Source organism: Streptomyces sp. NPDC007025 (assembly GCF_042869455.1).
In the GTDB taxonomy this organism is placed as follows: Bacteria; Actinomycetota; Actinomycetes; order Streptomycetales; family Streptomycetaceae; genus Streptomyces.
On the sequence record NZ_JBIAFT010000019.1, the window covers coordinates 45,602 to 70,404 of the forward strand.

At 74.3% G+C, this 24,803-nt stretch carries 22 protein-coding genes and 1 pseudogene; 12 read left to right on the forward strand and 11 right to left on the reverse strand.

The window, feature by feature from the left end; all coding sequences use genetic code 11:
* The first annotated feature begins 226 nt into the window (after positions 1–226).
* From ACFYMO_RS29660 to ACFYMO_RS29675, 4 genes are all read left to right on the forward strand, one after another.
* On the forward strand, positions 227–466 hold the full coding sequence (locus tag ACFYMO_RS29660; RefSeq protein ID WP_366771115.1) for a hypothetical protein: 240 nt from the start codon (positions 227–229) through the stop codon (positions 464–466).
* Positions 467–717: 251 nt separating this feature from the next.
* Positions 718–876 (forward strand): hypothetical protein, encoded by a 159-nt coding sequence (locus ACFYMO_RS29665; protein WP_158687652.1) that lies wholly within the window; start codon positions 718–720, stop codon positions 874–876.
* Positions 877–1,008: 132 nt separating this feature from the next.
* Positions 1,009–1,227, forward strand: a complete 219-nt coding sequence (locus ACFYMO_RS29670; RefSeq protein WP_366771116.1) for a hypothetical protein — start codon at positions 1,009–1,011, stop codon at positions 1,225–1,227.
* A gap of 134 nt (positions 1,228–1,361) precedes the next feature.
* Positions 1,362–1,520, forward strand: coding sequence for a hypothetical protein (locus ACFYMO_RS29675; RefSeq protein WP_366771117.1), 159 nt, complete (start codon positions 1,362–1,364; stop codon positions 1,518–1,520).
* A gap of 91 nt (positions 1,521–1,611) precedes the next feature.
* Here the strand turns inward: ACFYMO_RS29675 and ACFYMO_RS29680 are convergent, their stop codons facing one another.
* Entirely contained in the window at positions 1,612–2,160 is a 549-nt protein-coding gene (locus tag ACFYMO_RS29680; RefSeq protein WP_366771118.1) for a hypothetical protein, read from the reverse strand.
* A 224-nt stretch (positions 2,161–2,384) separates the two neighbouring features.
* On the opposite strand from ACFYMO_RS29680, the gene ACFYMO_RS29685 reads away from it, so the two are divergent.
* Positions 2,385–3,272, forward strand: a complete 888-nt coding sequence (locus ACFYMO_RS29685; protein WP_366771119.1) for a hypothetical protein — start codon at positions 2,385–2,387, stop codon at positions 3,270–3,272.
* 84 nt (positions 3,273–3,356) lie between these two features.
* Here the strand turns inward: ACFYMO_RS29685 and ACFYMO_RS29690 are convergent, their stop codons facing one another.
* Positions 3,357–6,194, reverse strand: a complete 2,838-nt coding sequence (locus ACFYMO_RS29690; protein ID WP_388550370.1) for a PQQ-binding-like beta-propeller repeat protein — start codon at positions 6,192–6,194, stop codon at positions 3,357–3,359.
* Between the two features lie 306 nt (positions 6,195–6,500).
* On the opposite strand from ACFYMO_RS29690, the gene ACFYMO_RS29695 reads away from it, so the two are divergent.
* Complete coding sequence (locus tag ACFYMO_RS29695; RefSeq protein ID WP_366771121.1) at positions 6,501–7,148, forward strand: TetR family transcriptional regulator; 648 nt, start codon at positions 6,501–6,503, stop codon at positions 7,146–7,148.
* Positions 7,149–7,461: 313 nt separating this feature from the next.
* Here the strand turns inward: ACFYMO_RS29695 and ACFYMO_RS29700 are convergent, their stop codons facing one another.
* Positions 7,462–7,950, reverse strand: a complete 489-nt coding sequence (locus tag ACFYMO_RS29700) for a GNAT family N-acetyltransferase (RefSeq protein ID WP_366771122.1) — start codon at positions 7,948–7,950, stop codon at positions 7,462–7,464.
* Between the two features lie 325 nt (positions 7,951–8,275).
* Here ACFYMO_RS29700 and ACFYMO_RS29705 point away from each other — a divergent pair, with 325 nt between their 5' ends.
* Both ACFYMO_RS29705 and ACFYMO_RS29710 read left to right on the forward strand, forming a co-directional pair.
* Entirely contained in the window at positions 8,276–9,445 is a 1,170-nt protein-coding gene (locus tag ACFYMO_RS29705) for an NAD(P)/FAD-dependent oxidoreductase (RefSeq protein ID WP_366771223.1), read from the forward strand.
* A gap of 224 nt (positions 9,446–9,669) precedes the next feature.
* On the forward strand, positions 9,670–10,443 hold the full coding sequence (locus tag ACFYMO_RS29710; RefSeq protein WP_366771123.1) for a flavin reductase family protein: 774 nt from the start codon (positions 9,670–9,672) through the stop codon (positions 10,441–10,443).
* Between the two features lie 64 nt (positions 10,444–10,507).
* On the opposite strand, the gene ACFYMO_RS29715 is transcribed toward ACFYMO_RS29710, so the two are convergent.
* Complete coding sequence (locus tag ACFYMO_RS29715) at positions 10,508–11,278, reverse strand: NAD(P)H-dependent oxidoreductase (protein ID WP_366771224.1); 771 nt, start codon at positions 11,276–11,278, stop codon at positions 10,508–10,510.
* 306 nt (positions 11,279–11,584) lie between these two features.
* On the opposite strand from ACFYMO_RS29715, the gene ACFYMO_RS29720 reads away from it, so the two are divergent.
* Positions 11,585–12,613: a helix-turn-helix domain-containing protein gene (locus ACFYMO_RS29720; RefSeq protein WP_366771226.1), complete on the forward strand. Its 1,029-nt coding sequence runs from the start codon at positions 11,585–11,587 to the stop codon at positions 12,611–12,613.
* Positions 12,614–12,996: 383 nt separating this feature from the next.
* On the opposite strand, the gene ACFYMO_RS29725 is transcribed toward ACFYMO_RS29720, so the two are convergent.
* Complete coding sequence (locus tag ACFYMO_RS29725; RefSeq protein WP_388550267.1) at positions 12,997–13,560, reverse strand: ATP-binding protein; 564 nt, start codon at positions 13,558–13,560, stop codon at positions 12,997–12,999.
* Between the two features lie 688 nt (positions 13,561–14,248).
* Positions 14,249–14,629, reverse strand: coding sequence for an STAS domain-containing protein (locus ACFYMO_RS29730; protein WP_019359510.1), 381 nt, complete (start codon positions 14,627–14,629; stop codon positions 14,249–14,251).
* A gap of 402 nt (positions 14,630–15,031) precedes the next feature.
* On the opposite strand from ACFYMO_RS29730, the gene ACFYMO_RS29735 reads away from it, so the two are divergent.
* Both ACFYMO_RS29735 and ACFYMO_RS29740 read left to right on the forward strand, forming a co-directional pair.
* A complete protein-coding gene (locus ACFYMO_RS29735) occupies positions 15,032–15,601 on the forward strand; it encodes a sigma-70 family RNA polymerase sigma factor (RefSeq protein ID WP_366771125.1) in 570 nt (189 codons plus the stop codon).
* The gene (locus ACFYMO_RS29740; RefSeq protein ID WP_366771126.1) at positions 15,598–16,842 is read left to right on the forward strand and encodes a zf-HC2 domain-containing protein; all 1,245 of its coding nucleotides are present in this window, start codon (positions 15,598–15,600) and stop codon (positions 16,840–16,842) included. The genes ACFYMO_RS29735 and ACFYMO_RS29740 overlap by 4 nt, the downstream gene beginning before the upstream one ends.
* Before the next feature lie 53 nt (positions 16,843–16,895).
* Here the strand turns inward: ACFYMO_RS29740 and purU are convergent, their stop codons facing one another.
* The 4 genes from purU to ACFYMO_RS29760 form a co-directional block, all read right to left on the reverse strand.
* Positions 16,896–17,813, reverse strand: coding sequence for a formyltetrahydrofolate deformylase (gene purU, locus ACFYMO_RS29745; RefSeq protein ID WP_366771127.1), 918 nt, complete (start codon positions 17,811–17,813; stop codon positions 16,896–16,898).
* A 110-nt stretch (positions 17,814–17,923) separates the two neighbouring features.
* Positions 17,924–18,424, reverse strand: a complete 501-nt coding sequence (locus ACFYMO_RS29750; RefSeq protein ID WP_388550272.1) for a hypothetical protein — start codon at positions 18,422–18,424, stop codon at positions 17,924–17,926.
* Between the two features lie 79 nt (positions 18,425–18,503).
* Entirely contained in the window at positions 18,504–20,429 is a 1,926-nt protein-coding gene (locus tag ACFYMO_RS29755; RefSeq protein ID WP_388550275.1) for a hypothetical protein, read from the reverse strand.
* 251 nt (positions 20,430–20,680) lie between these two features.
* A complete protein-coding gene (locus ACFYMO_RS29760; RefSeq protein WP_366771130.1) occupies positions 20,681–22,072 on the reverse strand; it encodes a transcriptional regulator in 1,392 nt (463 codons plus the stop codon).
* A gap of 296 nt (positions 22,073–22,368) precedes the next feature.
* On the opposite strand from ACFYMO_RS29760, the pseudogene ACFYMO_RS29765 reads away from it, so the two are divergent.
* A pseudogene (locus tag ACFYMO_RS29765) lies at positions 22,369–23,076 on the forward strand (bifunctional DNA primase/polymerase); the annotation flags it as partial.
* A 407-nt stretch (positions 23,077–23,483) separates the two neighbouring features.
* On the opposite strand, the gene ACFYMO_RS29770 reads toward ACFYMO_RS29765, so the two are convergent.
* Positions 23,484–24,425 carry an alpha/beta hydrolase gene (locus ACFYMO_RS29770; protein ID WP_366771131.1) on the reverse strand — a complete coding sequence of 314 codons (942 nt, stop codon included), beginning with the start codon at positions 24,423–24,425 and terminating at the stop codon, positions 23,484–23,486.
* Between the last annotated feature and the right edge of the window lie 378 nt (positions 24,426–24,803).

A 24,803-nucleotide genomic window follows, 5' to 3' on the forward strand; every position in this document is an offset into this window, starting at 1 on the left:
GAGGCGCCTCGCGGCCTCGCTTATCAGGCGTTCATCAATCGTTTATCGCTCTCGGCGATGCTCTTACTCAACGATCCGCCGCGTCGGGGGGCAGGCGGGTCAGGGGGGAAGCCGCTGGCCCCGGTACGGTGAGCGGCCGCAACAGACCCGTCCGGCGGTCCTCGGGGGAGCTGCCGGGCGGGTTTCCACCAGGGATTCAACGCCCTAGATCGAGGAGCTAGCCACCATGGCCACTCACGAGCAGACCGTGGACGAGCAGGAAGAGTCCACAACGGGGACCGAGAGCAACCACGACACCAGCACGTCCGGCACGGAGAACAACCACGGCACCAGCACGCCGATGGTCGCCCAGAACAACCACGGCACCATCCTTCCTGAGGCGTCGCAGCAGCCCGGGACGTCCGAGGACCCCTGGATATCCGCGGAGTCCGGGGAGCCGGAGCAGGCCCAAGTCGGCGCCCGGTAACGAGACCATCACCGCAGGGGGAGGAAGCGCGGGTCGCCATCGACGGCGTGGAGGGGGAGTCGTCGATGGCAACCCGCGCCTTCACCGCCAGGGTGCGGGCCCGGGCCCGCACCCGGCGGCCACGCCCACCGGCGGTCGGCCCGCACGGGACCGGTGCGGACCGGTCGCCGGTTGTCCGGGCAGAACGCCCGGAGTTGGGTACTGAACAGTCAAGGCACAAGCATTCGATCCCGAACCGACCTGGAGTCACCGTGAGTCGTGTAAGAAGCATTCTTGCCGCAACGGCACTCGCCTTCGGCCTCGTCGGCCTGCTGGCGGGGCCCTCCCTCGCCGCCACCGCCGATCAGCCGTCCGTGGGGCACCACCTGACCGCCGGTGCCGCCCACACGGAGAACAACCACTCCACCTGATCGCCGGTGCCGCTCACGCGGCAGAACGACCACCGCACCTGAGCCGGGTGAGTACCCGGTCCGGGTCCGCGCCGGGGCCACACCGTCCGCCCCGGCGCGGATCCGTCTCCAGGCCGGGCGCAGCGCTGCGGGATGGTCGACCACCGGGCCGGGGGCCCTCTGCGCGGCCCGGCCCGGACGGCGGCGCAGCAGCTCGGGGAGCACGCGGACCTGTGTCCACAGGATGTGGACGTCGCGCCGGCCTACGACACTTCCATCGAGGGCAGCGCCCCGGAGATCGGCGGCAGGCTGCGCATCGGCTCACCGTACGCACTGCTTTCCGGGAACCGGGCGACGGAGACCGGCGGATGACCTTGCTGAGCGAGGTGGCCGCCGTCCACGGGTGCCGCCCGGCCTGCCCGCGGCGCAGCCCGGCAGGCTGCGGGCGGCCGAGACTGCCGGGCGCAGCCCCCGACACGGCGGCCCGCGCCTTCTACGGTTCCGGTATGCACAAGCGCGATCACGAGCCCGTCTTCATCCGCAGCCGCTGGGGGACCAACCGGTACGTGTACAACCCGAGAAACCCGGTCGGTCTCGCCCTGATCGTCATCACGGTCTTCCTCGTCCTGGGCGGCCTGTTCCTGTTGGGGCACTCCACACCCTGAACGGCGTCACCCCGGGACCGGGCGCCCCGGAGGCCCGGCCCCCTGAGGCGGTCGCCCTCGCGGGCCCGCTCGGCTCAGGGGGCCGGTCGGCTCAGGAGACCGAGGTGACCTCGCACTCGCGGACTTTGCGCAGCTGGTCGGGGTGGTCCATCGGCACCTGGACCGTCTTGCTGCGGCCGGGGCGCACCACGGCGAAGGCCGAACCCGTGTCGACGATCTCGCTGTTGCCGTCGCGGAAGGCCACCTCGACGTCGAAGGTGCCGTTGCTGCCGCCGGAGTTGCGGACCCGCACGGTGGCACCGGGCTCGTCCCGGTTCTTCAGGTTCTTCCCCTTGGCCGCGGCGCACTCGGTGACGGTGCCCGAGCCCCTGGCCCGGTCCCGGCGGGAGCTGCTGGAGCCGCCGGAGGTGGTGGTGCCGTAACTGTCGTCGCTGTCGTAGTCGTTGTCGTAGTGCCGGCTGGAGCTGTGGCTGCTGGACTTCTTGCTGCTGCAACCGCCGCCGCCGTGCCCGCTGCGGCTCTTGCTGTGACTCTTGCTGCCGCCGCGGCCGCCCGAGGAACGGGCCGGGCTGAAGCCGCTCAACGCCACCAGCACGAGCGTGACGGCGGCGATCAGCTTGAGATGACGCATCCGCTTCATATGGGACTCCCCCGAGACGTCGTTCCGCGACGGTCGGTGCGCGCCGCGCGCACACGGCACCCGGGGCGCCAGGCACCTGTCCGGGCAGTTGTCGCGTGCAGTACAACTCCTATCATCGGCTCAGGACGCGCGCGGTGGCGAGGGGGTTCCCGGCGGCGTAGCGTCGAATGCGGATCACGCACCCGTGCGGCGCCGGGAGCGGCGCCGGAAAGCGAGGCGAGACCATGATCCGGAACCTGCTCGGGTCCCTGCTCGCCCTCATCGGAGCGGCGGCCGCCGTATACAGCCCCTTCCGACCGTGGTACGACGGCCGCCTCGGGCGTGATTTCCGCATCGACGACCTCTTCACGGGGACCGGCGTCACCACCGCCGGTGCGGCCCTGTTCACCGGGCTGTTCGTGCTGATGCTGGCCGTGGCGGTGGTGGCCGTGCTCGGCGTGCTGCTGCGCTCGCGGCTGACCGTGGCGCTGGCGGGCGTACTGGGCCTGGGCGTCACCGTCCTGTGGATGGTGCGGCAGGGGCAGGCCGCCGGCAGCCTCTCCGCCGGCAACACCGGCGGGCTCGCCTCCGGGGCCTGGCTGGCCCTGGGCGGCGGATTCCTGCTGCTGCTCGCGGGGGCCCTGATGTCGGGCCGCCGCGCCGCGGCCCGACGGCGGCACGCGGCCGAACCCGCGGCCGCTGCACCGCCCTTCCACGGAGCGCCGGACCGCACCGAGGACACCCTGGAGCAGCCGTTCGTGGGACCCCCGCCGCCGGAACGGCCGCAGGCCGATCCCCGGTGGCAGCAGCCCCCGCCGGGACCGGGCGCGGGCGGAGCCCCTCCGCCGCCACAGGGGTACCCGGGGCCGCAGCCACCCGAGCCGGGGGCGCCTCCGCCGCAGCAACCGTACGGCGGGCCCCGGGAGATGCGCACGGAGCCGCCCCTGCCCGAGGGCCCGGAACCGTACGAGCCGCAGCCCGGCACCCAGGGGGCCCCGCTGGACGAACCGTACGAGCGGCGGCCCGGGGACGCCTGGCCGCCCTCCGGGAGCCGGCGGCCCGGCAGCCCCGGCGACCCCGGCGACCCCGGTGACGAGGACACCTGGCCGCACCGCGGACGGGACGCGGCCTGAGCGACCGCCCGCTCCCGGCCCCCACCCGGCTGTGCCCCGGTGGGCGCCCGGGACGCGGACGGGACGCGGACGGAGGGGGCGGGCTCAGGCGGAGTGGCGGGCCTGGCCGGTGCCCTTCGTGGCGTCCAGCGCGTAGACGCAGCGGTCCTTGCTGCACGCGTACACCACCCCGCCGACGGCCACCGGCGAACCGGTGATCTCGCCGCCGGTCGCCAGCTTCCAGCGGAGCTGCCCGCCCACCGCGTCGACCGTGTAGAGGCAGTGGTCAGCGGACCCGAAGTGCACCCGCCCGTCGGCGACGACGGGCGCGCCCACCACGTCGGCGCCGGTCGCGAAGCGCCAGCGGGGCGTGCCGCTCACCGCGTCCAGCGTGTACAGGGCGCTGCCGCTGCCGAGGTGCACCAGCCCGTCCGCGGTGACGACCGGCTCGGTCGAGTGCCGGGGCTCGGTGGCGATCCGCCAGCGGTCGTGGCCCGTACCGGAGTCCAGCGCGTAGACGGTGCCGAGATAGTCGGCGAGGTAGATGCCCCCGCCGGTCACCCCGGGGCCCGGTACGAACGCGGGCGGGCAGAGGAAGGCGGCCGGGGCGTCGAACCGCCACCGCTCGCGCCCGGTCGCGGCGTCCAGCGCGAACACCCGGGAGCCCGCACACACGTACAGGGTTCCGTCCGGCGCCGACGTCACCCGCACGGGAACCCCGCCGGTGGCGGAGGCGTCGCCCACCGGGTAGGTCCAGCGCTCCGCTCCGGTGCGCGCCTCCAGCACGTACAGCCGCCCGTCGGCCCAGGTGCAGACGGCGCCGTCGGCGATGACCGGGCCCGCCTCCGGGGTCTCGAAGTCGGCCTGCGCACCCGTCAGCTCCCACAGCTTCTCGCCGCTGGCCGCCTCCCACGCCTGGACCCCGCCGCCGCGGGTACCGGTGACCACGGTGCCGCGGTCGACCTGGAGCGAGTAGACCCAGCCGTCGGTGGCCAGCCGCCACCGCTCCGAACCGTCGGTGGCGTCCAGCGCGTACAGGCTGGGCCCGTCCGAGGCGTGCACCCGGCCCCCGGAGACCGCCATCGACCAGGCGACCTCCCGGGTCTTGAACTGCCTGCGCCCGCTCGCCACGTCCAGCGCGTGCACCTCGAAGGAGGTCACGTACACCAGCTCGTCGGCGACCACGGGCGAGCCCCACACGTCGTTCGACATCCGGAACCGCCACGGACGCCAGCGCTGCGGACCGTCGGACAGCGGGCCGCCGCCGGCCTGCCCCGGCCCCGCGGACGGCGCCGACTGCGGCACCCCGGAGTGCTGCTGGAGCGGCGGTCCGGCGGGCGGGGGCACGGTCGAGGGCTGCCCCGGACCATGGTCGGAGTTCCCCGCGTGCCGCGGACCGGGAGCCCCGTAGGGGCGGGCCAGCGGGTGCGGCGCGGGCGGCGCCGGCGCTGCCGGTTCGGCCGACGACAGCGACGGCACCGCCGCCGAGGCGGGCCTGGGAGGCTGCTGCGCATACGGCTGGGCGGCGGCCTGCGGGGCACCGTCCTGGCCGGCGGGCGGACGCACCCAGCCGGAGGTGGCGGCCGCCTCGGCGTCCCGGCCGGTCTCGTCGGGGCGCCGAGGCCCCGGTCCGATCGGCACCTGCGCGCCGGGCAACTGCACGGACCCGGCGCCGGGGGTTCCGGGCTGGGCGGCCGGGCGCGAGACGACCGGCCCCGCGTCCGCGCCCGGGCCCTGGGCCGAGCCGGCGTCCGGGCCGCCCGGCACCCCGTCGGACGCGGACCCGAGGGCGGCGCCGGACGGCCCGGTCCAGCCGACGGCCCGCGGCCCCGGCGGAATGCCCTGATCCCACTCCGCGACGGCGGCGCCGGGTCCCCCCGGTCCGGAGGCCGCCGGGTCCTGTCCGCCGGCCGCGCGTCCGGCGGCCGGTGGCCCGCCGGGTCCCACGGACCCGAGGGCCGAGCCTCCGCCACCGTCCGCGGCCGCGCCGGGCCCGGACCCGGCGGCTGCTCCGTCGACCGCGGCCGCGCTCTGCCGCCGCATCGTGCGGCCCCCTCTGCGGCGCTCGATCAGCGAGACAGCCGTGGACGGCAGCCAGGCCGACACCGTGCCGCTGTCGTCGCTCCCGGCGCCGAAGAGGTGCGGGGCGAGTTGCGCCTGCAGATCGGCGGGCGTGGGCCGCTCCTCGGCGGCCATCCGCATACAGGAGTCGATCAGCGGCCGCAGCGCCTCCGGCAGCCCCTCCAGGTCGGGCCCCTCGCGCAGCAGCATGAAGACCGTCTCCACCGGGTTGGCCCCGTGGAAGGGCGCGTGGCCGGTGGCGGCGAAGACGAGGGTGGAGGCGAGCGAGAAGATGTCGCTGGCCCCGGTGACGCTGCGGGAGTCCCGCGCCTGCTCGGGGGACATGTATGCGGGGGTGCCCACGGCAACGTTCGTCATGGTCAGCCGGGTGTTGGAGACGCCCGAGGCGATGCCGAAGTCGATGACGCGGGGGCCGTCCTCCAGCACGAGCACGTTGGACGGCTTGAGGTCGCGGTGCACCAGGCCCGCGCCGTGGATGGACTGGAGCGCCTCGGCGACCCCCGCCGCCAGCCAGCGCACGGCCTGTACGGGCACCGGTCCGCACTCGGTGACTATTTCCTCCAGGGAGGGCGCGGGCACATAGGCGGTGGCCAGCCACGGCACGGCGGCGCGCGGGTCGGCGTCCACGACGGCGGCGGTGTAGAAGCCGCTCACCGCCCGGGCCGCCTCGACCTCGCGGGTGAAGCGCACCCGGAAGAGCTGGTCCTCGGCCAGTTCGGTGCGCACCGTCTTGATCGCGACCCGGCGGCCGGACGCCGAGCGCGCGAGGTAGACCAGCCCCATACCGCCGGAACCGAGACGGCCCAGCACCTCGAACGGGCCGATCCGCCGCGGATCGTGCTGTGTGAGCTGCTCCACCACTTGTCCTGCCACCTCCCCGTAGGGGCCGTAAAATCTGCCCGTTCCCACCCCGTGCAGCCTCTCACTGCCGTGCCGGACCTGGCGGTCCGGACGCTGATTCTTCCTGGCGAACGCGCCGGTTGCGAACCCGGGGGCGGCACGTACGTGTCGCCGCGGGCGGACAAAGGCCCGGATGGGCCGGAGAATCCGGCTTGCCCCCTCGCACGAGTATCACCCCGATTGCCCCCACCCCCGCCGGAGAAGTGGGCGCACCCCGTTTGCCCGCTGACGAATCGCGGGCCGATCACCCCTCGGTAAGCTGACGGCATGACAGGACAAGTGCGAACCGTCGACGGTCGGGTGGCCGGACGCCGCGGTCAGGCGACACGGCAGAAGCTGCTCGACTGCCTCAGCGAGATGCTCAGCTCCTCGCCCTACCGCGACGTCAAGGTCATCGACGTGGCGCGGAGAGCGGGCACCTCTCCGGCGACCTTCTACCAGTACTTCCCCGATGTCGAGGGCGCCGTCCTGGAGATCGCGGAAGCCATGGCCAAGGAGGGTACGGCCCTCACCGACCTGGTGGCCGGGCGCTCCTGGACCGGCAAGGCGGGCCGGCAGACGGCCGAGGACCTGGTCGAGGGCTTCCTGGGGTTCTGGCGCAAGAACGACGCGATCCTGCGGGTGGTCGACCTGGGCGCCGCCGAGGGCGACAAGCGGTTCTACAAGATCCGCATGAAGGTCCTCAACTCGGTGAACAGCTCCCTCACCGACGCGATCAAGGACCTCCAGTCGCGGGGCAGGGTCGACAAGGAGGTCAACGCCGCCGCGGTGGCGGGCTCCCTGGTCGCCATGCTGGCCTCGGTCGCCGGGCACCAGAAGGGCTTCCAGAGCTGGGGCGTCAAGCAGGCGGAGCTGAAGCCGAGCCTGGCGCTGCTGGTCCACCTCGGGGTGACGGGGAAGAAGCCCGCCAAGTAGCCCCTGCCGCTTGCGTTCCTCCCCCTCCGACTGCCGCGCCCGTACCGCGAGGTCCGGCCCCGGTAGCTGGAACACCCCTCCGGGTTCCCTGCGCGGATTGCCGGTCCAGGCAGGATGACCCGGCCTGCCGAAGTTGCTGCCCGCCGGCAGCCACGGCTCCCTCTGCCCTCCCCGAGCGGACACGCAGTCCCGTGTGCTGCGGTCGCCGGCTCCTGGCGCCCGTCGATGTCAGTACGACACCGGGCAGCGGCTCCACCGTCTCCCCGCCGTCTCCGGATCCGCACCGGACCCGGGCCGGAACTGTCGGTACCGGCTAGAACCGCTGGTACATGATGTGCAGACCCACATACCCGTGCCGGGGGTGCAGGAACCCCTCCTCCAGAGTGGCGACGACCTCGAAACCGAGCGACTTCCACAGCGCCACGGCGGCGGTGTTGGTCTCCACCACGGCGTTGAACTGCATCGCCCGGTAGCCCTCCCGCCTGGCCCACTCCAGGGCGTGCTCCCCCAGCGCCCGGCCGACGCCCTTCCGCGCGTGGTCCGGGTCGACCATGAAGCTCGCGCTGGCGATGTGCGCGGCACCGCCCATGTGGTTGGGGTTCATCTTGGCCGAGCCGAGCACCGTTCCGGCGTCGTCCACGGCCACGACGGTGCGGCTGGGCGGCGGGAGCATCCAGGTACCGCGGGCCGCGTCCTCGTCCATGTCGCGGGGATAGGTGTAGGTCTCCCCCGCGGCGACGATACGCAGGAGGAAAGGACTGATGGCCGGCCAGTCGGCCTCGGTGGCGGTTCGGATCTGCACCCGGCCAGCATGCAGCAGGTGTCCCCCTTCGCACCAGCGATTACTCTCCGAAGCGCCTGCTCCGAGGCGGGCCGAAGGGCCGTCACGCGCACGGCCGGGCGGTTTCGTCCCGCCGGCCTCCGCAATCCGGCGTCGTCGCGCATGGAGCGCGCCGACGCCGGTGCCGCCACGCGCTCGATGCGCTGCCGAGAGGGCCGGGGTGAACTCGTGGGGGAGCGACGGTCCGGGACCGGGCGCCCCCGCAACCGACGCCACCTGATCCCACGGCTTGCGGGCACTCGCCCGCAAGAGCCGACAGGACCGCCCTAGGATTGTGGGCATGCCCATGTCCGAAAGCGGCACACCCGTCCACATTCTCGGGGCCGGCCCCGGGGGCCTGGCCACCGCCGCGGCCCTGCGGGAGCGCGGCATCAGCTCCGTCGTACTGGAGCGGAGCGACGCCGTCGGCTCCTCCTGGCGCGGCCACTACGACCGGCTGCGCCTGCACACCACCCGGGCCCGGTCCGCGCTCCCCGGACTGCCCCTGCCCCGCGCGTACGGGCGCTGGGTCACCCGCGACGACGTGGTGCGCTACCTGGAGAAGTACGCGGCGCACCACCGGATCGAACTGGCCACCGGCGTCGAGGTGCACAGGCTGGAGCGGACCGACGCCCCGGAGGGCGCACCGGCTCCCGCGGGCGGCGCACGGTGGATCCTGCACGCCAACGGCGGACGGCGGCTGACCGCACCCGCCGTCGTCGTCGCGACCGGCTACAACCACACCCCCCACCTACCCCCCTGGCCCGGTCGCGACGACTTCACCGGGGAACTGCTGCACGCCTCCCGCTACCGCTCCCCCGCGCCCTACGCCGGTCGCGACGTACTGGTGGTGGGCGCGGGGAACACCGGCGCCGAGATAGCCGCCGACCTGGCCGAGGGCGGCGCCGGACGCGTCCGGCTGGCCGTGCGCACCCCTCCGCACATCCTTCGCCGCTCCACCCTGGGCTGGCCCTCGCAACTCAGTGCGATCCTGGGCCGCAGGCTGCCGGTGCGGCTCGGCGACGGGCTGGCCGCGCAGGTCGTCAGGGCGTCCGGTCCGGACCTGACCCGGCACGGGCTGCCCCGCCCGGAGACGGGCCTCTACACCCGGGCCCGCCAGGGTGCCACCCCGGTACTGGACGTGGGGATCGTGGCCGCGGTGCGGCGCGGCAAGGTCGAGCCGGTGGCCGCCGTCGAGTCGTTCGACGGCGGCAAGGTGACACTCGCGGACGGCGAGACGGTCTCCCCGGAGGTGGTCGTCGCCGCCACCGGATACCGGCGCGGCCTGGAGGACCTGGTCGGCCATCTGGGAATCCTCGACTCCCGCGGGCTGCCCCGCGCACACGGTCGCCGCACCCACGCGGCCGCCCCGGCCCTCTATTTCACGGGCTTCTCGAACCCGCTCAGCGGCACCCTGCGCGAACTCTCGCTGGACGCACGCCGGATCGCCAGGGCCGTGGCGCGCGCCGCGCGCTGAGCGGAGCGCCGCAAGCGGCGGAGCGGGCGTTGCCGGGAGTAAGCCCGGGCCCTCGCCGGCCGCCCCGCGCTTCCCCGGTGCCGTGGACCCGGCTTCGAGGCGGGGTGGAGCACCGTGGTTACTCTGGAGTTGCCGTGCGCGTCAGCACGACAGCGGGGAAACGGCCGCAACTTCCGATCTGACGAAGCATCAGGTGCGATGAATCCATGAGGGGACACGCTCGAATGGCAGCCACCGCGGCGCGCTATCTGCGCGCCGCGGGCGCACCGGCCAGCCGCGGCACCCGCGGTGCGCGCAACACCCGGCCCGGCAGCGGACGGTCCGGCGCGGACCGACCGGGCGCCGAGCGGCAGAGCACGCAGCGGCCGGGCACCGGACCGGACGCGGAATCCGGCACGCTCCCCGCGGCCGGCCCGCGCGCCGTGCGCGAGGACGAGCGCGCCCCCGTCGATCCGGCCCACTTCCGGCGCGTGCTCGGCGGCTTCGCCTCGGGTGTCACCGTGGTGACCGCACCCGCCGCGGAGGACCCCGCGGAGCGCAACCCGGCACGTGGCTCCGCCGCGGCGGTGTCCGGCGGGGCGCCGGGGCCGGCCGGGTTCGCCTGCCAGTCCTTCGCCTCCCTGTCGCTGGAACCGCCCCTGGTGTCGTTCATGGTGGGCCGCGCCTCCACCAGTTGGCCCCGCATCGCACGGACCGGCGTCTTCTGCGTCAACGTGCTGGCCGCCGATCAGGGCGAGCTGTGCCGTGCCTTCGCGGTGAGCGGCGCCGACAAGTTCGCCGGGGTCTCGCACCGTCCCGCGCCCGTCACGGGGTCGCCGCTGCTGGCGGGCGTGGCGGCGTGGATCGACTGCGAGATCCACGCCGTGCACACCGGCGGCGACCACCTCATCGTGGTGGGCCGGGTGCGCGCGCTGGACGCGGCCGAGGACGCCGGGGACCCGCTGGTCTTCCACCGCGGCCGCCTCGGCACGTTCGCGCCGGTCGACGGCCGGGACTGAGCACGGCGGCCGCGGTGGCCCGGATCCGTCGCCGGCGGCCCGTCCCCACTGCCGGCTCCCGCGGTCACCTGGAGTGCACCTCCAGCCCGGTCCGGCCGGGGGCGAGTGCCGGTCGCAGCACCAGATCGGCGTCGTAGTCGCCGCCCGCCTCGTACCGGAAGGGCAACGGGGCGAGCGTGTGCAGGGTGCGCAGCCGCTCGCGCAGCTCCTCCTGGCGCTCCTCGACGTCCGCCGCGCTCGCCCGGTCGGCCCCGTAGACCACGAACGGCGGGAGCGCCGCCATGCCCGTGTACCAGAACGTGCCGTGGTGCAGCGGGAAGAGCACATCGTTGACATACCCGTGGACGCCGCGCGGCCCGAAACCGGAGGCACGCGCCCCGACCGACGTGACGACCATGGCGCGCTTGCCCGCCAGCCCCCCGTCCCCGTACCGGCGGACGGCGCCCCGCGCGTCCCGTACACCGAACGCGAAGCCCTGCACCAGCACCCGGTCGAACCAGCCCTTGAGGATGGCGGGCGGGCCGAACCACCACAGCGGGAAGTGGAAGACCACGGTGTCGGCCCACTCGATCTTCTCCTGCTCGGCCCGGATGTCCGCGCTGAGCCCGCCCGTGACGTAGCCGTGCTCCTGCGCGTCCCCGACCAGCAGCCGTTCCCCGGCCGGCGCCCCGCCGGGGAAGTCCGTGCCGTCGACGACCGGCTTCCAGCCCATCGCGTACAGATCGGACTCCCGCACCTGGTGTCCCTGTTCCCGCAGTGCGGCGACGCCGGTGTCCCGCAGCGCGGCGTTCAAGGAGCGCGCCTCGGGGTGGGCGAAGATCCACAGGGTCTTCATCGGCGTCTCCGGCGTCTCTGTCGCCTCTGTCGTCTTCGTCGTCGTCTGCATGCCACCGATCCTGCGTCCGGCCGGGGGCCGGAACGAGTGACCGGACGGACGACGAGTGAAAGGATCTGGCCACACCTCAGCGGATACCCGTGAACCGGCCCGCGGCACGGGAACGGGCAGGTCACGGCCTCCGGCGACCGCGCGGAACGGGTGCACGGGGAACCGGGGGGCGCACGGGGAGCCGGGGCGGGCCGGGCGCACGGGGAGCCGGGCGGATCAGGTGGCCCGAGGAGCACCGTGTGCGAGGATCAGGCCATGGCCGCCTTCACCCGCCCCGGACTGCACCGGGTAGCCGTCCTGGTCAGGCACGGCGTGCTGCCGATGGAACTCGGGCTGGTGCACCAGGTGTTCGGCCGCGCCGCCACCGCGCAGGGCGACCCGCTGTACGAGGTCCTCACCTGCGCCGTCACCCCGGGAGCCGTCCGCACCGACGCCGATTTCCCCATCCACGTCGCGCACGGCCCCGAAGCGCTGGCGGAGGCCGACACGGTCGTCGTCCCCGCCACCCACGAGCCGGACGAGACGGAGACCGAGGGCACCCTGCCCGCACCGCTCCGCGAGGCGTTCGCACGGGTCCGCCCCGGCACCCGCGTGGCATCAATCTGCACGGGTGCCTTCGTCCTGGCCGCCGCCGGACTGCTGGACGGCAGGCGGGCGACGACCCACTGGATGTCCACCGACAGCTTCCGCACCCTGTATCCGGCCGTGCGGCTGGACCCGGACGTGCTCTACGTGGACGAGGGCTCCGTGCTGACCTCCGCCGGTGAGGCGGCCGGGATCGATCTGTGCCTGCACATCGTGCGGGAGGACCACGGCGCGGCCGTCGCCAACACGGTGGCGCGGCGCACCGTCGTGCCGCCGCACCGGGACGGCGGGCAGGCCCAGTTCATCCGCCGCCCCGTCCCCGAACCCCGCCGCTCCTCCACCGGAACGGCCCGCTCCTGGGCCCTGGACCACCTGGACCACCCGCTGACCCTCCGCGAACTCGCCGCACGCGAGTCCATGAGCGTCCGCACCTTCACCCGCCGCTTCCGCGAGGAGGTCGGCGCCACGCCGCTGCGCTGGCTGACCCAGCAGCGCATCGAACGCGCCCGCCAACTGCTGGAGGAGACGGACCTGCCCGTCGAACGGGTCGCCGCACGCGCCGGCTTCGGCACGGCCGCCTCCCTCCGCCAGCACTTCCACGCGGCGCTGGGCGTCTCCCCCCGCGCCTACCGCCGGACGTTCCGGGCGGAGGCCGCGGCGGGAGCGGACACGGAGGATGCCGCGGACGCCGCGGCGTAGCGGATCGCGCGGCGGCGCAGTGGTCCGCCGCCTCCGACGGGCGCCCGCCGCGAGCAGCCCCGGCCCATCGGCGCACCCGACTCGGGCACCGGCGGCGGTTGCCGGGCCGGGCCGGGCCGGGCCAGGCCGGGCACAGTCGGGTGGCGGCGCTCCGGTGCGCGCCCCGAGCACGGCACGGCGTACCGCCACCCGACTCCGGCGCTCGGGGACCCGCCCTCGGACGGAGGTCGGCGCCGGAACGCGACCCGCACTCGCCGAGGAACCTCAGGTACCTCGTCGTCCCCTCACGACGAATCGCTCCACCCAAGGGTGATCAAACCGGTACGAGACGTCAACACCTGGTCTGGACTTTGGGAGTTATGCCCGTATTGCCCGGCGCGCGCTCAGCCGAACGCGCCAGCGCCCGCCCCGGCCACATTGACGCGCGCACCCACGTTCCCCCCGGCACGCGGCTCACCGTTCGCCCGGGCCTCCCGACGGGTGCCCGGCTCCCGGCCGTTGGCCGGCACGGGATCCACCGTCCCCAGCGGCGCGGTGTCCAGCTCGCACCAGACCCGCTTGCCGCCCGGTTCGTGCTCCCAGCCCCAGCGGTCGGCGAGACCCGAGACGAGTTCGAGGCCGCGGCCTCCGGTGTCCTCTCCCTCGGCCAGGCGGCGGCGCGGCGCGCGGCTGCTCGCGTCGGCCACCTCGACCCGGACCGACCCGGCCACCTCGTGCGCGGCCCCGGCCGAGCAGCGCCGCGGCAGCAGCATGCACAGGACGGCCGGACAGCCGGTGTGCACCACCGCGTTGGTGACGAGTTCCGAGATCAGCAGAATCAGCGTCTCGGCCAGCGGCTCATCGGCGTCCACCCCCGATCCCGCCAGCCGGGCCCGGGCCCACCTCCGGGCACGGGCCACCTCCGTCGGATCGGATCCGATCTCCAACTGCTCCAGAAGCACCTGCACCGCTCACACCATCCGAACTGGCGGACACATCGCCTCGCGTCTCCAAGTAGTCACGGATTGTGACTCCAGCGAGAACAGCATGGTTGACTCATAGTGAAGCCAACAAGCGCTTCAGGCATATTCCGGCGCAAAGGAGTAGACGCACGGCATACTGTGCGACGCCGAGCCCGGGGACTCGAACGACCGCGCCCGTATCTCGTGGACACCCTTGCCCCCCTTGGCTGTCGGGGCCGACACCGCTCGGCGGCGCGGCCCGCGCCTTCCGCCGGCGGCCCGCGGCCGCCGTACTCGCACTCAGGGAGCGTATCCGAGTGGAATACGATCTTCCGCTCACGGTGGCCAAGAGTCACACACAAGACAGTCATAACCCTGCGTAATCACCCCCACCCCCATCGGATGTCCCCGGGGTGCGGTAGCGCTGCACGGCGAGGTGGTGCGCCGCGACCGTCCGGACCCGAACCGGGGAGCGGGCGTGCGCGGCGGCCGAGCAGGTGACGGCGGTGGAGGCGTTGCCGCGCGACGGGACGCTGCGCAAGGTGCTCAAGTGCGAGCAGCGGGAGCGGTTCCCTGGAGCCGCCGAGGCGGCCGGGAGGGAGAGACGGGAGGGAGAGAGAGGATGAGGCGTGGGGCGCTGCGCGGGGGAACGGCTTCCCGCGTACGCGGTGCCGTCACACCGCGCGACGGGAGGTCACGCCGTGAGCGGGCCGGTGGTCGTGTGCGCGTCGGTGGCCGCGGCCAGGTCCGGGTAGCAGTCGAAGAGCCGCCGTACACCCAGTGCGGAGAGCACCCGGTTGACGTGGGAGCCGTCCTCGGCGCCGCGCGCGGGCAGAATCAGCCGGAGCCGCCCCGCGCAGGAGCGCATCAGCCGACGGGAGGCGATCAGGACGCCCACTCCGCTGGAATCGCAGAAGAGGACGTCGGACAGGTCGAGCACGAGGCTCCTGCGCCCTTCCGCGACGGCATCGTGCACATGCTGCCGCACCGCGGGTGAGGTGACCAGGTCCAGCTCACCGGAGACCCGGAGCACGGCCCACCCGTCCCGCTCCTCCTCCAGCACCTTCAACGACACGCCCCGCAACCCCTTCGTCGATCGCCTACAGCAGTCGGCTGCCCTGGCCCACCCCTCCAAAACTGGTCCCGGGGAACCGACCCTATGCGTTCCCCTGCCCTTACCCGCGGGAACCTGCGGGAACTTGTGGTCACGCCCCCATAACGCCGGACCGCAGCCACCCCTCCAATCTCTCACTTCCCACCCGAACCACGCACAGCGTGACGCGATATGCACCCTCGGCGACAGCACCGGGGCGCGCGTTGCGTCAAAAGGGGCGTGCGTTGTCGGCGGCTCGCACTACATTCGAGGGGTTGACGGGCATCACAGGAGCGGAAGGGAAACCGCCGGACGTGCCACCGCCGCACGCGGAACGGACGCTGAGCGGAAGCGGACGGCGGAACCGGAGGACTGGGGGCCACCTTGGCGAACGACACATCACCGCGCTGGGACCGGAAGATGCAGCAACGGCTCGCGCGCGGTGAGGCCGCGGCACTCGGCGAGCTCTACGACCGCTTCGCCTCCCTGGTGCACGGCCTCGCCCACCGGGTGCTGGCCGACGAGGCGGCGGCCGACAGCGCGACGCGGGAGGTCTTCGCCTACATCTGGGAGCACCCGCGCGCCTTCGATCCACGCGAAGGACCCATGCGGGCCTGGGTGGCCGCGCTGACCCAGCGGACGGCGACCGCGGCACTCCGCCGGCAGCAGCGGCGGGACGCGGACCCGGAATCCCCGGAGCAGGCCGAGCGGTTCGAGGAGCAGGTCCGTGCGGCCGCAGCCGCGGCCCGGGCCGACTACATCGTCACCTCCATGCCCTCCTCGCTGCGTGCCGCGCTCGAACTGGCCTACTTCGAGCGGCACGACTACCGGCAGGCCGCGCGCACCCTCGGCGTGACCGAGGACGAGGCGCGGCGCCGGCTGCGGCTGGGGCTCCAGCTCCTCTCCTCCGCGATGCCGCGGCCCGCCGTGGCGCCACCCGGGCACCGGCCGTGAGCCGGCCACCGGCCCGACCGGGTCCGGAACAGCCCGCCGGGCCGGAGCCGAGCGGGCGGGCGCCCGCGACCGGCACCGCGGACACCCCGCCCGGCCCGCACGAGCACCGGGTGCTCACCTCGCTGCTCGGGGCCTGGGCGCTGGCGGCCTGCTCCCCGGCGGAGACGGCCGCCGTCGAAGCGCATCTGACCGACTGCGCGCCCTGCGCCGAGGAGGCGCTGCGGCTGCGGGACGCGGTCGGCCTGCTGCACTCCGAGGACAGCCTCGATCTGGATCCGATGCTGCGCTCCCGGGTCCTGGAGGGCTGCCTCGACCGCCGTCCGGCCCGTATACCGACGCCCGCCTGGGCGGCTCCGTACGACGCCGAGACGGCCCGGCTGGACGCGCTGCTGCGCGACATGACCGAGGCGGAATGGCGCGCTCCGGTGCGGCTGCGCTGGTTCGACGGCGAGCGGCAGGCCGCGCGGGAGACGACCGTGGCCGGTGTCCTGGGCCATCTGCTCGCGGTGGACGGGCTGGTCGCGACCGGCATCGGGCTGCCCGACCCGCTGCCCTCCGGCACCCTGCCCGCCGGCCCCGGCGCCGGACCGCAGACCCGGACGGAGGTCTACTGGGCGCTGGACGACGCCGGACAACGCGCCCAGGCCGCCCGCGAGCGCTGGCGCGCGCAGAGCCACGCACTGATCCGCGACGTGTCGTTCCTCGCCGCCGAGGACGCCGGTCCAGGCGGCGTGCATCCCGCCGCGCCGGACCGGCGCGTGGACTACGGCGGCTTCACACTCCCGCTCCGGGACGCCTTCCTGGACCGGGCCTTCGAGTGCTGGCTGCACGCCGGGGACGTCGCCCAGGCCGTCGACTACCCGTACGAACCGCCCGGCCCCGCGCATCTGAACCAGCTCGTCGACCTCGCGGCGCGGCAGCTGCCCGGCGCCATCGCGGCCCGCCGGCGCAGCGGCCTCGCGCCGCCGGTGCGCGGTCTGGCCGCCGCCGGAGCACCGGGGCGCACGCTGCATCTGGAGGTCGAGGGCAGCGGGGGCGGCGACTGGTACATCCCGCTGGACTCCCCCGGCGCCCGCGCCTCACCCGAGCGCACCGTCGCCCACATCGCACTGGACGACCTGGAGTTCTGCCAGCTCGCCGCGGGCCACGTCCCGCCGCTGGACGCCGCCGCGGGCCAGGACGGCGACCCGCAGGCCATCCAGGACGTCCTCTACGCCACGGCCTCGCTCTCCCGCCTCTGACGGTCCCGGAACCGGAACCGGGCAGCCGCCGGAAGCGGCGCCGGGTCAGGGCGTCAGGTGAAGACGACGGTGCGGTGTCCGTTCAGCAGCACGCGGTGCTCGCTGTGCCACTTCACCGCGCGGGCCAGCGCCTGGCACTCCACGTCCCGCCCCACGGCCACCAGCTGCTCGGGGGTGACGTCGTGGCTGACCCGCTCGACCTCCTGCTCGATGATCGGGCCCTCGTCGAGGTCCGCGGTCACGTAGTGCGCGGTGGCGCCGATGAGTTTGACGCCGCGGGCGTGCGCCTGGTGGTAGGGCTTGGCGCCCTTGAAGCTCGGCAGGAACGAATGGTGGATGTTGATGATCCGCCCGGACAGCCGCTTGCACAGGTTGTCGGAGAGGACCTGCATGTAGCGCGCGAGGACGACGAGCTCGACCCGCTCCTCCTCGACGAGTTCCAGCAGCCGCTCCTCGGCCGCCTCCTTGGTGTCCTTCGTCACAGGGATGTGGTGGAAGGGGATGTCGTAGGAGGCGACGAGCTCGGCGAAGTCGGTGTGGTTGGAGACCACCGCGGCGATCTCGACAGGGAGCGCGCCGATCCGCGAGCGGAAGAGCAGGTCGTTGAGGCAGTGCCCGAACCTGCTCACCATCAGGACGACCCGCATCCGCTCCTCGGCCCGGTGGATCTGCCAGTCCATCCGGAAGGAGTCGCCGACGGCGGAGAAACTGGCACGCAGCTTCTCCACGGTGGTGTTCCCGGTGAAGTGGACGCGCATGAAGAAGAGCCCGGTGTCGCGGTCCCCGAACTGCTGGCTGTCCTCGATGTTGCAGCCGGTCATGAACAGGTAGCTGGAGACGGCATGGACGATGCCCTGGTTGTCCGGGCACGAGAGGGTCAGGAGGAACTGACCCGGCTGCCCGCTCTCGGCGGCTGCGGTGCCCCCGGCGGCTTCGGCGGAACGGTCGGGAGCGGGGTGCGACTGGCTCATGGCCCCAAGATTGGCACATCGCGGACGTGCTCCCGCATCCGGTGCACGCAGCCGGTGCGTCCGGTCACACCCGGCCCGTGGATCCGGTCACGCCCTCCCGGTACCTCCCGTCACACCGCCCTGAGCATGATCGCCAGAACCTCCAGCGAGCGGGGCGGCTCGTCGGGGTCGTCGCCGTCGTTGCCGGCCAGCAGCAGGTGCGCCTCCCGCGCGGCCCGGACGGCTTCCGGCCATTCCGGATGCTCCAGATACGAGGCGACCGGTGCGTCCGCGCCGACCTGGTGCATGATGCGCAGCACCCGCAGCACCGCCGCGTCCACCGACTGCGCCTCCTGCGCGTCGCGGAAGATCGTCCCGACGTATTTCTCCGCGGACCAGTTGTCCAGCCAGGTGTCCTCGACCAGGCGGTAGACGGCGTCCGTGACATCGCCGTATCCGGGACGTCCGGCCAGCCAGCACTCGTGCTGGAAGGTCTGGTCGGAGAGCATGTGCAGCGCGGAGCGCACGTTGCTGCGCCAGCGCCACCAGGGCACGTCGTTGACAGGCATGCCGTCCATGGTGGTGGAACGACGCCCACGTCGGGAAGGCTTCACCGAACCTGCTTGCTGCATGGTCACCGACCCTACGTTCCGCCTGCGCGGCGCCCGGGCGCGGGCCCTCTCTCCCCACCGGCACCCGTGCGCGGGGCGCTCACAGCGAACCGAAGGGGCGCTCCTTGAGGCCGTACTTCTTCGCCGTCGGATTCCACAGCCCCGCGGCCTTCTTCTTGGCGGTGGTCGCGGAGCCGCTGGCGCGGTTGGCCGCCGCGAGCTGCCGGGTCGTCTTGGCATTGCCCTTGTGGCAGCCCTTCTTGCCCGCCGCCTGGTCCGCCCAGGCCGCGTAGTGGTTGTCGGCGGAGGCAGAGGAGCGCCAGGCGCTCTTGAGCGCGGAGTTCAGCTCCGCGCTGTCGGGGAGCTTGTCCGTCTTCAGCTCGCCGAGCCGCCGCACCAGACCGGTCCGCTGCTTGGCGGCCGACCGCAGATCGGTGGCCGCTTTGCCCAGTTGCGTGCAGTTCTTGATGTTCTGCACGGAACGGATGACCTGGGAGCGGCTGTTGTTGCTGTCGGCCAGCAGCGCGTCCAGCTTCTTGGCCTGCGCCTCGGCCGGGTCGGCCGGAGCGCTCGACTCCTCCCCCGCGGGAGCCGTGGACGCCTTCGGCTTGTCGCCGCCCGAGCTGTCGCCGCCGTCCGCGAGGAGGAGGCCGACGACCAGCCCCACCACGGCGACCCCCGCCAGCCCGCCGCCGATCAGCAGCCACGGAGGCGTGCGGCGGCGGCCGCGGCCGGCGTCCCGCCGCGCCGCCCGGCCACCCGGCTGCGGCTCGTGCTGCTGCGAACCGGGCTGCGGATAGCCGTAGCCGCCACCCTGCGAACCCGGCTGCGGATAGCCGTAGCCGCCGCTCCGGGAGCCGGACTGCGGGTAGCCGTAGCCGCCGCCGGGTCCCTGCGGCCCCGCCGCCGGGTCGAACACCGGCAGGTTCTGCGTGGAGCCCGGCTCGTCCCGGCCTGTGGGGGCCCGCCCCGGCCCGCCGGACCGCGGGGAGTCGGAGCGGAAGAGGTTCTCGAACTCGGGGAGGGGTTTGCGCGCCTCGGGCTCTCCCTGGCCCTGGCCCCCGCCGCCGGGCGGGCCCGCGTCGGCGGACATCGGCGGCAGCATCTGGGTGGCCTCGGAGTCGCCGCCCGCAACGGGCGCCATGTACTGGGTGGCTTCGCTGTCCGGACCGCCGCTCACCGGCCCGGCGGGCTGCGGCGGCAGCAGTTGCGTGCCGTCGTCGGGGCCGACAGCACCGCCGTGGACGGTGGGTCCGCCGGGAGCGGCACCGGCCGAGGAGGGCAGGTCCGCCGGGAAGGGCGGAAGCATCTGGGTGGCGTCGCCGTCCACTCCCCCGGCCTGCGGCGGGCCGGGCGGCGCCGCGGGCGCCGCGTGCCACCCGGAGCCGTCCGTCGGGCCGGTCGACGGCGGGTACGCCGGCGGCTGCTGGGGCAGCGCGTGGGCGCCGCCCTGGGCGGGCGCCCCGTACGGGTCGGCCGCGCCCGGTTGCGGATATCCCGCGCCGCCGTCCGGCGACGGGGGCCGGCCGTAGGCGTCCGGGCCGGGCCGGTCGTAGCCCTGGGCTCCCTCGGGCGGCAGCGCGCCGGGGCCCGCCCCCTGCGGTCCTCCCGGGCCGAAGTCCCCGGGCCCGGGCAGCGACCCGGCGCCCCCGGGCGGCATCGAAGGGGGGTGCGGCGGGCGGGCGGGGGTGCCCTCCGGCGGCAGGGGCAATGCGCCGGGCCGGTCGCCGTCCTGCGGCGCGCCCCAGTAGCCGGGGCTGTGCTGCGCGCCGGCCCCGGCCTCCGGGGCCGGGCCCCCGGCGGCTTCGGAGCCGGGCCCCCAGGGCCGGCCCCACGGCTGCCCGGCCGGCGGCTGCACGCGGTCGCGCTCGGACTGGACCTGGCGCTGCTGTTGAGGAGTCCACGGGTCGCCGTTGGACGGCAGCACGACTCCCTCGTAGGGGGTCGTGGAGGCGGGCAGGGCGTCACCGGGAGAGCCGGGAGAGCCGGAAGTCCCGTCCTGTCCGCGTCCGTTGTGCGTTGTCACCAAGACTCCTCGTTCGCATGGCTAGCGGAAGCGTCGGGTCACGCTACCGGGTCACCCCAACGGGCGACCACGCACCCAGATGTGCGGACACCCTTCCTTCACCCGATGTCGGCATGAAGCACTCAGAAGGGGATGTATGCGGCATTTCTTCGAGGGGTCTCGCGCCCCGGTACGCACGTCGGCTCACACGTCGGCACCCACGCCGGGGCAGGTGTCGCGCCATGTTCGGCTCACGTGTCGGCACCCGCTGGTCACGCTGCCGGGGTGGGCTCCAGACTCTCGTTGAACTCCCGCACCACGGGCTCCGCCCCGTACGGTTCCAGTCGCAGCCGGAAGTCCTCCAGATACTCCGCTCCCCGGTCCGACCGCAGCCCGGCCAGCAGCCGCGCGGCCTCGCCGGCCGTGTGGCAGCCGCGCTCCACCTCGCGCTGCTGGACCTGCGCGTCCGCCAGCAGGAACAGCCCGATCGCGCGCCGCCGCGCCCGCCCCTCCGGGTGGCCGGTGACGGCCTCCTCCGCACGGGCCGCCGCGCGCTCGGCCTGCCCCAGGTCGCGGTGGCAGTGGGCGAGTTCGTCCGCGAGGTAGGCGCGGTCGAAGTGCGCGATCCAGGACGGGTCGTCGCCGGACCCGGCGGCCGACTCGGCACCGTCCATCGCCGTCAGCGCACGGGACGCGGAACCCTGGCAGGCCCGCTCGTCCCCCATCAGCGCATGCCCCCGGGCCTCCGCCGCGTGGAACATCGCCTCGGCCCGCGGCGTCACCCGCCCCCGCGCACCCTCCTGCGCCGCGCGCGCCAACTGCGCGATCTCCCGCGGGTTGCCGAGCGACGCGGCGAGGTGGCTCATTCCCGCGGCGAGCACATAACCGCCGTAGGCCCGGTCCCCGGCAGCCTGGGCCAGCCGCAGGGACTGGATGTAGTAGCGCTGCGCCAGCCCGTGCTGCCCGGTGTCCACGGCCATGTAGCCGGCCAGTTCGGTCAGCCGGGCGACGGCGGCGAACAGCGACCTGCCGACCGCCTCCTTGTAGGAGCCGGCCAGCAGCCCCGAGACCACGCTGTTGAGGTAATGCACCACCACGGGGCGGATGTGACCGGCGCCGTAGCGGTGGTCGAGGTCGGAGAGCGCCTCGGTCATCGCCTGCACCGCCGCCACGTCCGGCTCGCCCACCCGGGCCCCGGACGAGCGCGAGACCTGGTGGTCGGGCTGTGTGATCAGCCAGTCCCGGCTCGGCTCGACCAGCGCGGACGCCGCCACGGTCGAGCCCGTCAGGAAGTCCCGGCGGCCCACGTCGCTGCGCCACAGTTCGCAGACCTGCTCGACGGCGCCGACGACCGTGGGAGCGAACCGCAGCCCCACTCCGGAGGCGAGGTTCTTGCCGTTGGCCATCCCGATCTCGTCGATCGTCACGGTGCGGCCCAGCTTGCGGCCGAGCGCCTCGGCGATGATGCCGGGCGCCCGGCCGCGCGGCTGCTGCCCGCGCAGCCAGCGGGCCACGGAGGTCTTGTCGTAGCGCAGATCCAGTCCGTGCTCGGATCCGCACATGTTGACGCGGCGGGCCAGGCCCGCGTTCGAGCACCCGGCTTCCTGGATGAGCGCCTGCAGGCGTTCGTTGGGCTGCCTCGCGACGAGCGGCCTGGCGGCCATGAGATCCCCCTCCGTGGTTTCCGTGCTGACCGGGCGCGATCACTACTGCGGGCGCGGCGCATATGCCCGTGATTCCCTCGAACCCCGCCCTTCACAGCGCAATGCACCGCAGGGGGACTACCCACCCAGGGCCGCCCTTCTGTGTACGCGCCCCTACACATGCCCCTTTGCGCCGTTCCGAGCGCGGCCTGCCCCCTGGGCTGCGGAAACAGCGACGGCTCGACCGGCGTATGCGCCGTCGTGCCCCGATCCGCTCCGCTCCGCGCCCGTAACCCTTGCGGGGGACGAAAGTTGGGATGGTCGTGGAAGAGACCATCACACTTACCTCGGATATCTCGCATACCTCCGACGCCTCTGGAGTGACCACGCGCACGCGCATTCCGGGGCAGCGCACGACAGCACCGCAAACCGCTCCGCTGGAACACGCAGTGCGCTACGCGCAGGAGCGGGCCTGGGACGTCTTCCCCGGAACCTGGCTGGAGACGGTGGACGGCGTGCCGCGCTGCTCCTGCGGGGAGCGCGCCTGCCCCGCGCCCGGCGCACATCCCGCGCGCGCCGGCTGGGCGGACGAGACGACGGGGAGCGCGACGACCGTGCGCCGGTTGTGGGCGACCGAACCGCGCGCCGCCGTGCTGCTGCCGACCGGACGCGCCTTCGACGCGCTGGAGGTGTCCGAGACGGCCGGCTGTCTCGCGCTCACCCGGCTGGAGCGGATGGCGCAGCCGCTGGGGCCGGTCACCTGCGCCCCGGACGGCAGGATGCTCTTCTTCGTACTGCCCGGCGTCGCGGCGAAGGTGCCCGCCACGCTGCGCCGCCTGGGCTGGTCCCCCTCCGCGCTGGACCTGCGCACCAAGGGAGCCGGGGACTGGGTGGCGGCGCCGCCCACCCGGCTGGGCACCCGCGGGGCCGTCCAGTGGGCCCGCGAGCCCAACGCCGCCAACCGCTGGCTGCCGGACGTCGACGAACTGCTCCCCACGCTCGCCTACGCCTGCGGCCGGGAGGCGGCGGGACGCGCGGTCCGCGCCGCGCCGGACAGCGCGGCCCACTCGGCGGCGGGGCCGGCCGGGACGGCGGACCGCACCGCGACCGGCTCACCCACCGCCGCCAGCCCCGCCCCGGCGGCACCCGGCGGCCCGCCACCCGGCCCGCTGCCGGGAGCGGATCCTCGCGCACACCCGGCCCGGAACAGCCCGGCCGCGGCCCCGTACCGGGTGGCCGGAACCGCCGCGGCGGCGCGTTGAGGGACCCGAGGGTCCGGGTCCCCGGGCGACACGTCGCCGCCCACAGACGGCAGACGGCAGACGGCAGACGGCAGAACGACCGCAGCCGGGGCGGGAGCCGGGAGGCAGGTCCCGGCCCCCGGGGCTCGGCTGCCCCGTGCGGGACGCGGGGCAGCCGGTGGGCGGGTCGGTCAGGTGCCTGCGGGGAGGGCCGCCTGGAGGAAGGGTTCCACGACGCGGCGCCAGTCGTCGGGCTGGTCGTAGTGGATGAGGTGCCCGGCCTCCGTGACCTCCGCGTAGATGCCGCGCGGCAGCACCCGCACCATCTCCTGCGCCTCGGCACGGCCCAGTTCGCCGTCGAGACCGCGGACGACGAGGGTGGGGCAGCGGACCTGGGCGAGTTCGTCCCAGTGCGCGTCGTGCACCCACGCCTCGCGGACCCGCATCATCACCTCGGGGGAGAACACGGGCCGCCAGCCGTCCTCGCGTTCGGCCATCACCTCGGCGAAGAACTCACCGCGTGAGGCGCGGGAGCGCTCCAGCGAGGGATCGTCCTCACCGAACCATCTGCGGACGTCGGCGAGGGTCGCGAAGGGCACCGGCCACGAGGTGAACCACTCCTCCCACTCGCGCTGGGACTGCTCGCCGAGCGCCGAGGCCCGCATGTCGCTGATCACCAGGGCCTGGACGAGGTCGGGCCGCTTGGCGGCGAGCTGCCAGGCGGTCAGCGCGCCCATGGCGTGACCGACGAGGGCGACGGGGGCGAGGCCGAGCTGTTCGAGCGCGGCCTCCGCGTCCGCGACATACGCCTCCCGGTCGTAGCGGGCCTCGTCCGGCTTGTCGCTCCGGCCGTGGCCGCGCTGGTCGAGGGCGACCGCGCGGTAGCGGTCGGTGAGCCAGCGGGCGGTGCTGGCCCAGTGCGACGCACGGCCCATGAGTCCGTGCAGTAGCAGCACTCCGGGCGGCTTGCGGCGCTGTGTCCCGCCCCGGCCGCTGCCCGGCGTGCGGGACGCCGCACCGGGCTCGGGGTCGCTCCCGGCCACGGCCTCGGGACCGGCCTTGGGCGGGTCGGCGAACTCCCAGGCCGCCAGGTGGATTCCGTCCACACCCGTCACATCGATCCGTCGCACCATGCGTCGTGACACCCCCACTCCCGTGACCGCCGCGTCAGACTATCGAACCCTTATTCGAACAGTCGGGGCTCACGGCGAATACCCCACCTTCGAGTGACGTCGTCGCGGGGTTGCCCGTCCTCCCCCGGGGGAGACAGGAACCGGGAGGGCGGCAGACCCTGAGAGCTCGGGGCTCCGGGTCGCCGCGGGGGGACATGGGGAGGCGGGGCTCCGGAAGCCGAAGGCACCGGAGTCCCGCCTGCTCGGCCCGCCCGAGCGGGGCGCCGCAGAGCCCGCGGAACACTGCATCCATGGCTCCCCTCCCGGCAGCGACAGCGTCGCACGGTACCCACGCGACCGCTCATGTCCGGGCAACTCTGGTACGGCGGGGAGATTTTG

Coding starts and splice junctions, on each gene's coding strand:
- ACFYMO_RS29660 (WP_366771115.1), top strand. CDS start 227: ATGGCCACTCACGAGCAGACCGTGGACGAGCAGGAAGAGTCCACAACG.
- ACFYMO_RS29670 (WP_366771116.1), top strand. CDS start 1,009: ATGGTCGACCACCGGGCCGGGGGCCCTCTGCGCGGCCCGGCCCGGACG.
- ACFYMO_RS29675 (WP_366771117.1), top strand. CDS start 1,362: ATGCACAAGCGCGATCACGAGCCCGTCTTCATCCGCAGCCGCTGGGGG.
- ACFYMO_RS29680 (WP_366771118.1), bottom strand. CDS start 2,160: ATGAAGCGGATGCGTCATCTCAAGCTGATCGCCGCCGTCACGCTCGTG.
- ACFYMO_RS29685 (WP_366771119.1), top strand. CDS start 2,385: ATGATCCGGAACCTGCTCGGGTCCCTGCTCGCCCTCATCGGAGCGGCG.
- ACFYMO_RS29695 (WP_366771121.1), top strand. CDS start 6,501: ATGACAGGACAAGTGCGAACCGTCGACGGTCGGGTGGCCGGACGCCGC.
- ACFYMO_RS29705 (WP_366771223.1), top strand. CDS start 8,276: ATGTCCGAAAGCGGCACACCCGTCCACATTCTCGGGGCCGGCCCCGGG.
- ACFYMO_RS29710 (WP_366771123.1), top strand. CDS start 9,670: ATGGCAGCCACCGCGGCGCGCTATCTGCGCGCCGCGGGCGCACCGGCC.
- ACFYMO_RS29715 (WP_366771224.1), bottom strand. CDS start 11,278: ATGAAGACCCTGTGGATCTTCGCCCACCCCGAGGCGCGCTCCTTGAAC.
- ACFYMO_RS29720 (WP_366771226.1), top strand. CDS start 11,585: ATGGCCGCCTTCACCCGCCCCGGACTGCACCGGGTAGCCGTCCTGGTC.
- purU (WP_366771127.1), bottom strand. CDS start 17,813: ATGAGCCAGTCGCACCCCGCTCCCGACCGTTCCGCCGAAGCCGCCGGG.
- ACFYMO_RS29750 (WP_388550272.1), bottom strand. CDS start 18,424: ATGCAGCAAGCAGGTTCGGTGAAGCCTTCCCGACGTGGGCGTCGTTCC.
- ACFYMO_RS29760 (WP_366771130.1), bottom strand. CDS start 22,072: ATGGCCGCCAGGCCGCTCGTCGCGAGGCAGCCCAACGAACGCCTGCAG.
- ACFYMO_RS29770 (WP_366771131.1), bottom strand. CDS start 24,425: ATGGTGCGACGGATCGATGTGACGGGTGTGGACGGAATCCACCTGGCG.